6 protein-coding genes are annotated in these 7810 nt (G+C 56.2%); 3 read left to right on the top strand and 3 right to left on the bottom strand.

The annotated features are described in order from the left end of the window. The 3 genes from mobF to GEU01_RS24885 form a co-directional block, all read left to right on the top strand. A partial coding sequence (gene mobF, locus GEU01_RS23265) for a MobF family relaxase (protein WP_042710906.1) occupies window positions 1-2874 on the top strand: 2874 nt, incomplete at its 5' end. Window positions 2875-3031: 157 nt separating this feature from the next. Further along, window positions 3032-3256, top strand: a complete 225-nt coding sequence (locus GEU01_RS25910; protein WP_157212873.1) for a hypothetical protein — start codon at window positions 3032-3034, stop codon at window positions 3254-3256. A gap of 243 nt (window positions 3257-3499) precedes the next feature. Then, on the top strand, window positions 3500-3985 hold the full coding sequence (locus tag GEU01_RS24885; protein ID WP_081499995.1) for a MucR family transcriptional regulator: 486 nt from the start codon (window positions 3500-3502) through the stop codon (window positions 3983-3985). Window positions 3986-4375: 390 nt separating this feature from the next. Here GEU01_RS24885 and GEU01_RS18250 read toward each other — a convergent pair whose 3' ends face one another. The 3 genes from GEU01_RS18250 to GEU01_RS18240 all read right to left on the bottom strand — a co-directional run. Then, window positions 4376-5920: a Fic family protein gene (locus GEU01_RS18250; RefSeq protein WP_019086864.1), complete on the bottom strand. Its 1545-nt coding sequence runs from the start codon at window positions 5918-5920 to the stop codon at window positions 4376-4378. 443 nt (window positions 5921-6363) lie between these two features. Next, the gene (locus tag GEU01_RS27355) at window positions 6364-6498 is read right to left on the bottom strand and encodes a hypothetical protein (RefSeq protein ID WP_269719775.1); all 135 of its coding nucleotides are present in this window, start codon (window positions 6496-6498) and stop codon (window positions 6364-6366) included. A 63-nt stretch (window positions 6499-6561) separates the two neighbouring features. Next, window positions 6562-7810 (bottom strand): Tn3 family transposase (locus tag GEU01_RS18240; protein ID WP_019087227.1); only part of this gene is annotated, 1249 nt, incomplete at its 5' end.

Genomic DNA, 7810 nt, shown 5'->3' with positions numbered 1-7810 from the left:
CACAAATCGGTGACTCTCGCGGCCGAGTTCGCGCCGACCGAGGCCGAGAGGGCAACCATCTGGCACGCTATTGATCGGGCAAACGACGCCACCATGCTCTATGTCGCGCGGGAAATCGGCTTCGCGCGGCGCGGTCATGGGGGCGAAGATGGTGCCGACCCGGGCGAGGTCACCTGGGTGTCATTCCGGCATGATACCGCGCGCCCGACGGTCGAGGCGCGTGACGCGCGGACAGGCCAGACCTATTTGATCGATACGCCAGCAGGCGGCGATCCCCATGCCCATATCCATAACGCCCTGTTCAATGTCGTGGTCACGGAAAAGGGGCATGTGGGGTCGCTTGACACGAAGCGGCTGCGATCGCGCGTTCATGAATTCGGGGCATATTTTCAGGCGCAGCTCGCTGATGAACTGCGCCGGATCGGCATTGCCCAGCGATACGACGCGAACGAGCAGGCGACGGTCATCTCGGCCGTGCCGCCGGATATATCGGATTTCTTCAGCAAGGGACGACGGAACGTCATCAGGGCGGCCAAGGAGTACGCCGCGGCGGAAGGAGCGGACTGGGCGCATATGCCGATCAAACGCAAGCGCCGCATCCTGTCCATGGCCGGCCTGGCAGCCCGGCTGGACAAGAACGAAGGCACAAGCGACCATGAGATATGGCGAGAACAGGCCAGGCGTCTTGGCTGGGAGGAAAAAAGTCTGCTTGGCGCGCCAGTAGCGCCTGCGGGCACCAGGGAACAGCGATACGATATTGCCTGCCGTTTCGCTGTGCGCCATCTCGCGAGGGAGTTTGAAACAGCCGCCGTGATCGATCACGACAAGCTCAGAACGTATGCGGCCCGGGGTCTGATCGGCACCGGTATCGAAGGCGGCGTGAAGGACATTGATCATGTCGTGGCCCTTATTGAACAGCGTGGTCTTGAACTCGGCGGGGAACGGGTCTCGCTGATTCAGGAAATGCGCGGCGACAGGCTGAGGGTGACGAATTCCGCGCAGATCGTCATTGAAGAAAACCTCGCGATTCAGGCGGCTCGTGCTTCAGGAGACCGAAGCGGGGCGCTGTCGGACCGCCAGATCACAGAAGCGATCGGACGATCGCCGCTCGACTTCGCAAGCGAACATGGAAAGACGCAGAAGGCTGCGATTTACGCTCTCGGCCGGGGCGGTGCGCTCTCCATGCTCACCGGCGTCGCGGGCTCCGGGAAAACGGCCCTCCTGTCTCCGCTGGTCGATGCGTGGAAACATGATACGCGTTATGACAAGAACGGTCGCAGGGTTCTCGGAATTGCCAATGCCTGGCGTCAGGCGGACGCATTACGTGAGGCTGGCATCTTTGACACGAGCGCGATGCTGCCTTTCCTGGCGCGGCTGGAGCGCGGTGACGTCGATGTGGACCGGAATACGGTGCTGGTGATTGACGAGGTCGGCCAGGTCGGTCCACGCCAGATGCTTCGTCTGTTACAGTTGCAGCGCGATACCGGCTGCACGATCAAGGCGCTGGGTGACCATGAGCAGGCGCAGAATATCGAGGCTGGGGACTCCATCGAGATGCTGCGTCGGGTCCTGGACCCGGAAGACATGCCGGAGCTTCTGTCCAGTGTCCGGCAGCTATCAGCGAGAAATCGCCAGATTGCTGATTTGTTTCGTGGCGCGGAGCCCGAAGAGAGCGATCTGGAAGCCCACGAGTTCAGGGGGGCTGCGGCCAACGCGCATACGGACGAGGAAAATGATGACGACGTCCGTAACAGGTTTCATCTGAAGGAAGTGCGGGATGCGATCGATATGAAACGGGCGGATGGCACGATCCGTCTGGTCGGCGGCGATCATGAGGAAGTCCTGCAGGATATTGCCCGACTGTATGTCACGCGTCGCGATGCACTGGTGGCCGAGGGGGCCGGGCCGCAGCGAGGCCGGGCCAAGACGATCAGCATGTCGGCGCTGACCAATCAGGATGCTGCCGATCTGAGTCGTGCAGTCCGTAAAATCCTGCAGGAGCGCGGCGAGATCTCGACGCATGAAATCACCGTGCAGGCTATTGATCAGCGCGGCGAAACCTATGATCTCGCGATCGCTACGGGCGACCGGCTTCGGCTGTATCGTCGGACATGGGGCAGCGTGGATGGAAAGGGCGGCACAGTCGGAAATAACGGCGATGTGGTGGAAGTTCTGGCCCATGGCGATGCGGGGCTTCGCGTCCGCACGAAGGACGGGCTTGTTGCTGATGTTGAATGGCGGCGGTTTCGTGATGCGAAGACTGGTCGGGTAATGCTGGGGTTCGGACATGCCATGACGATTGATGCTGCACAGGGGCTTACTTCAGATGAGCACATCAACGCCCTGCCGCGCGGCACGGAACTGGCGACGGGATTTACCTCATACGTCGCCGAAAGCCGGGCGCGTGGCACAACATGGACCATGATCTCCGATGGCGCGACGTTTGAGGCGGTCCGGAACCAGAGGGCGCTCGGGGATATGACGCCCATCACCAGTGACGATCTGTGGAATCACGTGGCAAAGAAAATGGCGCATAAACCATATAAATCATTGGGCACGGATCTGGTTGCCCGAACCCGCAAGGCCCGGGATGCGAGGATTCGCGAACTGATCGCGCTTGGGCGCACGCAGGAGACACTGATGAAGTCAGGTCGCCCATATGGCAGGGAGATTATTCTGAAGACCCAGGCGCGGCAGGCCGAGCGCTTGCATAAGGCGCGTCTAGCCGAGATCGACGCCAGGTTGCAGGTCATGATCAGGAACGCACCAGCGGTCATGACGGGTGCGGAGCAGATGCTTCGGAGCCAACGGGCCGCTCAGGTGCTGGGCAGGCGTCCCCATGTGCCATATGCGTCGCCAGGCGCCGCCAGCTAGAGCGTCCGGCTTTCTGCTGTTCTCACCCGGATTTGGATCCTGCCGACCGTGTGCCATACCGCGACAACATCTCAGATCTGACGCACGCTTTGGTCATTTGCGCAACGAAGTCGGCTGGGTATCGTTAGGCAGGCGGGGAGCAGCAGATAGCAGGCCAATGATGGATGATGTGTCTTTCCGGGGAGATCCTGATCCGTTCGACTGTTGGTTGAAGAACGAATTGCGTGTTCGGTTCAATGATGTTGTGCGTGAAACGATCCCTGAAAGTCTTCTGCGCATTATTGGCGCGACTGAAGCTTCCGGGCATGTTCACGCCTTAAGACATTCCTGGACCGAGGAGGAAGCTGTGTCTGAATGTTTTTCTGACACCGGCTCCAGATGATCTCGTGTTGCAGATATGGCGTCTTGATGCTGGGTGGGCAACAGGTAACAGGATTGCGGTTGAAAGCAAGAAGTGTTGACGGTCAGATAAAATACAGATGAGCGGGCACAGGATCCTATAGATATCTGCTCAAGAGCATACCTGTTCTGCAAGCTGCCAGATCTACGAAAACATCAGGGACTATTCCCAATAGCGGTGTTATATACAGGGCCACATTTTTTTCGTCTGTTTAGGTGATGGACAATGCCCGAAGAACAACAAAGACAGCTGGCGCTGACCGTGGAAATCATAACCGCTTATGTATCGGGAAATAAAATATCGTCGGATGAACTTATCAGGCTGATTGGGGCTGTTTACAATTCATTGTCCGTCTCGACTGCTTTGGGAGTGAAAGAACAGAGACCTGCCGTTCCCATCAAGCGGTCCGTATTTCCAGATTATATCATATGCCTTGAAGATGGGAAAAAGCTGAAAATGCTCAAACGGCATCTGCAGGCGTCCTATGGCATGACGCCTGAAGAATATCGGCGGAAATGGGGACTTCCGTCTCATTACCCTATGGTCGCTCCTAATTACACAATACGCAGATCGGAACTTGCACGAGAGATTGGACTGGGGCGGGATATAACGTCCACTGCCACCAAATCTGGTGATGAGGGCACGACAGAACCTGCATTGTCTGATAGGCCGCAAGGAAGGCGCCGGGGTGGAAAGAAGGCGGTCCACTAAAAGCGGAACGCGCCATCGGACCGGGCGGCGCGGCGATCTCTTGGCTCAGAACCGCAGCAATATACGAAGGTAGAACTTCTTCGCTACGCAGTAGGGTACCGACTGCGGCTGCTCCTGTTTGACCGGACCATGATCCCGTTCGGGGCGTTACGTCGATAAATCCGGACGAAAGATGCCTTTTGTACAATCCAGGTTGCGGATCACGATCCTAAGCCCTTGGGTTATATACCTTGTAGAAGAATTCAGTTCTCAGTGAAAATCCACAGGCGATGACTACAAAGTTGTGCTCTCACGAGGGCAGTCTGCCTTTTCCGCTCTGAAAATCCTTTTGCGGATCCCATGTCTGATAACGGACAACTTTCTATTTATCACGGGGGGGGGCATGCGTAATCATTCAGAGAATGAACGTCTCAGCGCCTCAGAGATAGCGTTCCAAAGTTTGAACTTTTCGATCATGGGATATTCTTTCTGAATCTTGCCGCTGGGTATGAAACGAGTATCCCGTAATGACCTGATGATGCGGTCGGCATCCATATCCGGCATTTCAACAAGTTCCTTGAGTGCCTGCCGGGCATTATGGTGCGACCGGAGATATATGGCTTCCTCTTTCATGTGGTGCTTGATGGTCATCTCTAGCGCAGCGCTGAGATAGATAACGTGGGGGGCGAAATTGATATAGCGCCAGGCCGGTCTCGCCAGATCGTGGTTCGAGAAGTCGAGATTGGATTTTATCCCATCAGGATAGGTCTTCATGTCACGATCGAAAGAGACATGATCCGTGATCTGTCTCATCAGGGGTTTTGAAACCCTGTCTAGAATCTGGTCGTAGTTTCGCCTGCTCGTCGGGTCTCCAATGATGGTAGCTGAGATGGGAAGGATGATCTGGTCAGGGATGGCGCCATCCCGTCTGAGAACGTCATTTATCAGGAATCGGTGGACACGGCCGTTCCCGTCAGAAAGAGGATGGATGTAGACGAACCCGAAGGCGGCCACGGCGCTACGCATGACAGAAGACTGTCCTTCAGTCCTGTCGAGGAAAATTTTTAATCCTTCAAGCATTTCCGCTACGTCTTCTGCGGGAGGCGCGAGGTAATGAACAACATTCTCGTACCTCATCGTGTATTCTCCAACGAATACCGGTGACAGGCGCAAGCCAAAATGCTCGGTTATTGTGACATCACCGAGAATGTTGCGTTGTAATTCGGCAAGGTCAGTATCTGTCAGCGGGACTGCCCCATGCCCGGTTCTCGTGGCGAGTACGTGGCTGAAGCGCTGGATCCGGTCAAGTTGATGCTCCTCGCCTTCAATGGTAAAACTTGCCTTGCTTTCACGATTTGTCAGCCACACTGCGGCCCGGGCAAGCATGCTCTCGCCGAATTCCTGCACCAGTTCATCATAGCCGGCAGATACGTCCATCTCCGCAGCCATTTTGAGTTGACTGGAAAGCGGGATAAAGGGACAAAAAAAGGGATTCCCGGGCATGTTGTCACGGATGCGCCATCTGCTGACGTTGCTCATCTTGTCTGGAGAAGCTGTTACCTGAAAAGATGCGTCCAGTGCGGGGACGTAGTTGCCACCAAGGTCGACTGGCGGCACAAGCATTTGTCCTGTGACGAATTCGTAGAGAAACGATGCCCGTCTGGCATATTGTCCGGTCGGTGCACTGTTTATCCACTCCTGGACAAAACTTGGTCCGGCCTTCGCAAAGACGCGCGCCAGCAACTCAAGGCTGGTGGGTTCGTGTCGCAGATGAAACTGCAGATGCGCGGCTGCGGTGTCGGCCGGACGCATGTTTTCGGGATACGTCTCGATGCTGTATAAATTATGATGACTGCTCGACCGGCGACTTCCAAGCTGGCTTTTGACAGCCAGTCCGCCGAATGGCTCTGCATCATATTTCAGCGCAAGCCACATGCCGCCGATCGGGTCTGCCATTGGAATTAAATTCCTGCTGAGTTGTCCAAAACCGTTTATTGATGCTTAAAATTGCATATAAACGGTGTCTTGTGTAAAAAAATATATATATGAACAGCCTTAGCTGCGCGTATTGTCCAGCAACTCTGACTGCCATGTTCGGACGCAGCCAGATCCAGGCGGTCTTCATTGTCGTACATAAGTGGGTTTGCCTTTGTCGGCCCCATATGTCTGGTGATCGAAGCTGCCCGTGCCGGGGCGACAAACATGCGATGTAATTGCCGTGTGCCGATGGGATTCATGATGTCCTGCCTGGGGAAAAGCCAGCTACCAGAATGCATCACGTCCTGCTGGCGTTCGGCCTTTACCACTCCTGCAGCAAGGACGGCAGGTCTGCCGGAAGCAGGGTGTTCCGGTATCGTGCACCCTTGTCCCGTTTGATCTGGAGTAGCCGATGCGCAAGATCAGGTGAGTGTCCGGGTGATGAAGAAGCTCAACGCCGACAGGGTGGGATCTATGGTCGATGTTGGCCTGCCCGTCTCATTCTGGGCGATCTGGAACTGGCGGACAACCTCGGCCGTTGCCGTATAAGGGATCACGACACGAAAGTGTATTTTACGTACGCTTGGAGTGAACACCTGTAGAACTGGCCACATTGAGGTTCACGCAACAAGTAGGGATGCAGGTACCCGAAGCGGTCGTAACGCGCCAGCTTCGGGCTGCTCATCGACATTCCAGCGATAGTCGCCTGTCAGAGAAATATGCTCCCAGCCGAGGGGTGCGATATGCTGGGCCAGGTCATCTGAAATACCGAGCGTCGTGATGGCAGACTGAAGATAGCGCGTATTCCATAGGATGACCGCTGCCACCAGCAGGTTCAGACCTGACGCCCGATAGGCCTGATTTTCAAAACGCCGATCCCGCAGTTCGCCAAGCTGATTGAAGAAGAGCGCCCGAGCCAGCGCATTCCGGGCTTCTCCCTTATTGAGTCCAGCCTGGGTTCGTCTGCGCAAATCCAGATCCTGTATCCAGTCGAGCATAAAAATTGACCGTTCGATCCGGCCGACTTCGCGCAAAGCCACAGCCAGACCATTCTGACGGGGGTAAGATCCGAGTTTGCGCAGCATGGCCGAAGCGGTCACGGTTCCACTCCGAATAGATGTGACGAGACGCAGCAGGTCGTCCCAGTGTTCCACAATATGGTTGGTATTGATCAGGTCACCGGCCATCCCACCCAGAAGTTCGCCCGGGTGTTGTCCCGGAAAAAGGTGAAGTTTCCGCTCTTTCAGATCCCGTATCCTGGGCGCAAATCGATAACCAAAGAAGGGCATCAGCCCGAAAACATGATCCGATGCCCCACCCGTATCTGTATAATGCTCTTCAATGGAAAGTCCGTTAGCATGATAAAGCAGTCCATCCAGAACATAGGGCGCTTCACCGGCCGTCGCAGCAATCACCCGGGTCGAAAACGGATCATACTGATCGGAGATGTGGGTGTAGAAACTGACGCCCGGTTCACTGCCATTGCGCGCATTGATATCGCTGATCGCAGCGCCTCTGCCACCTGCATGAAACAATTGACCATCACTTGAGGACGATGTGCCGTCTCCCCAGAGTGACGCCAGGGGCAGCCCACGATGGGCTGCAACCATACGGCCAAGGGCTTCGGCGTATCCGGCCTCGCTGATATGCCAGTCATGCAGATGCGCCAACTGGCGCAGGGTGGCACCCTGACAGGTGTCGGCCATGCGTGTCAGACCAAGATTAATCCCATCCGCCAGGATCACCGTCAGCAGGGCGTTTTTGTCATCCGCGACACGGCTGGAACGGCGATGGGTAAAGCAGTCGGTGAAGCTGATCCAGCGGTCCACTTCCAGCAGAAGATCAGTAATCTTGATCCGTGGCAGCCGG

This window comes from Komagataeibacter europaeus LMG 18890 (assembly GCF_000285295.1).
Lineage (GTDB): Bacteria > Pseudomonadota > Alphaproteobacteria > Acetobacterales > Acetobacteraceae > Komagataeibacter > Komagataeibacter europaeus.
Note: the sequence above shows the minus strand (reverse complement) of the source record. Positions and strands in the feature narration are given on the sequence as shown.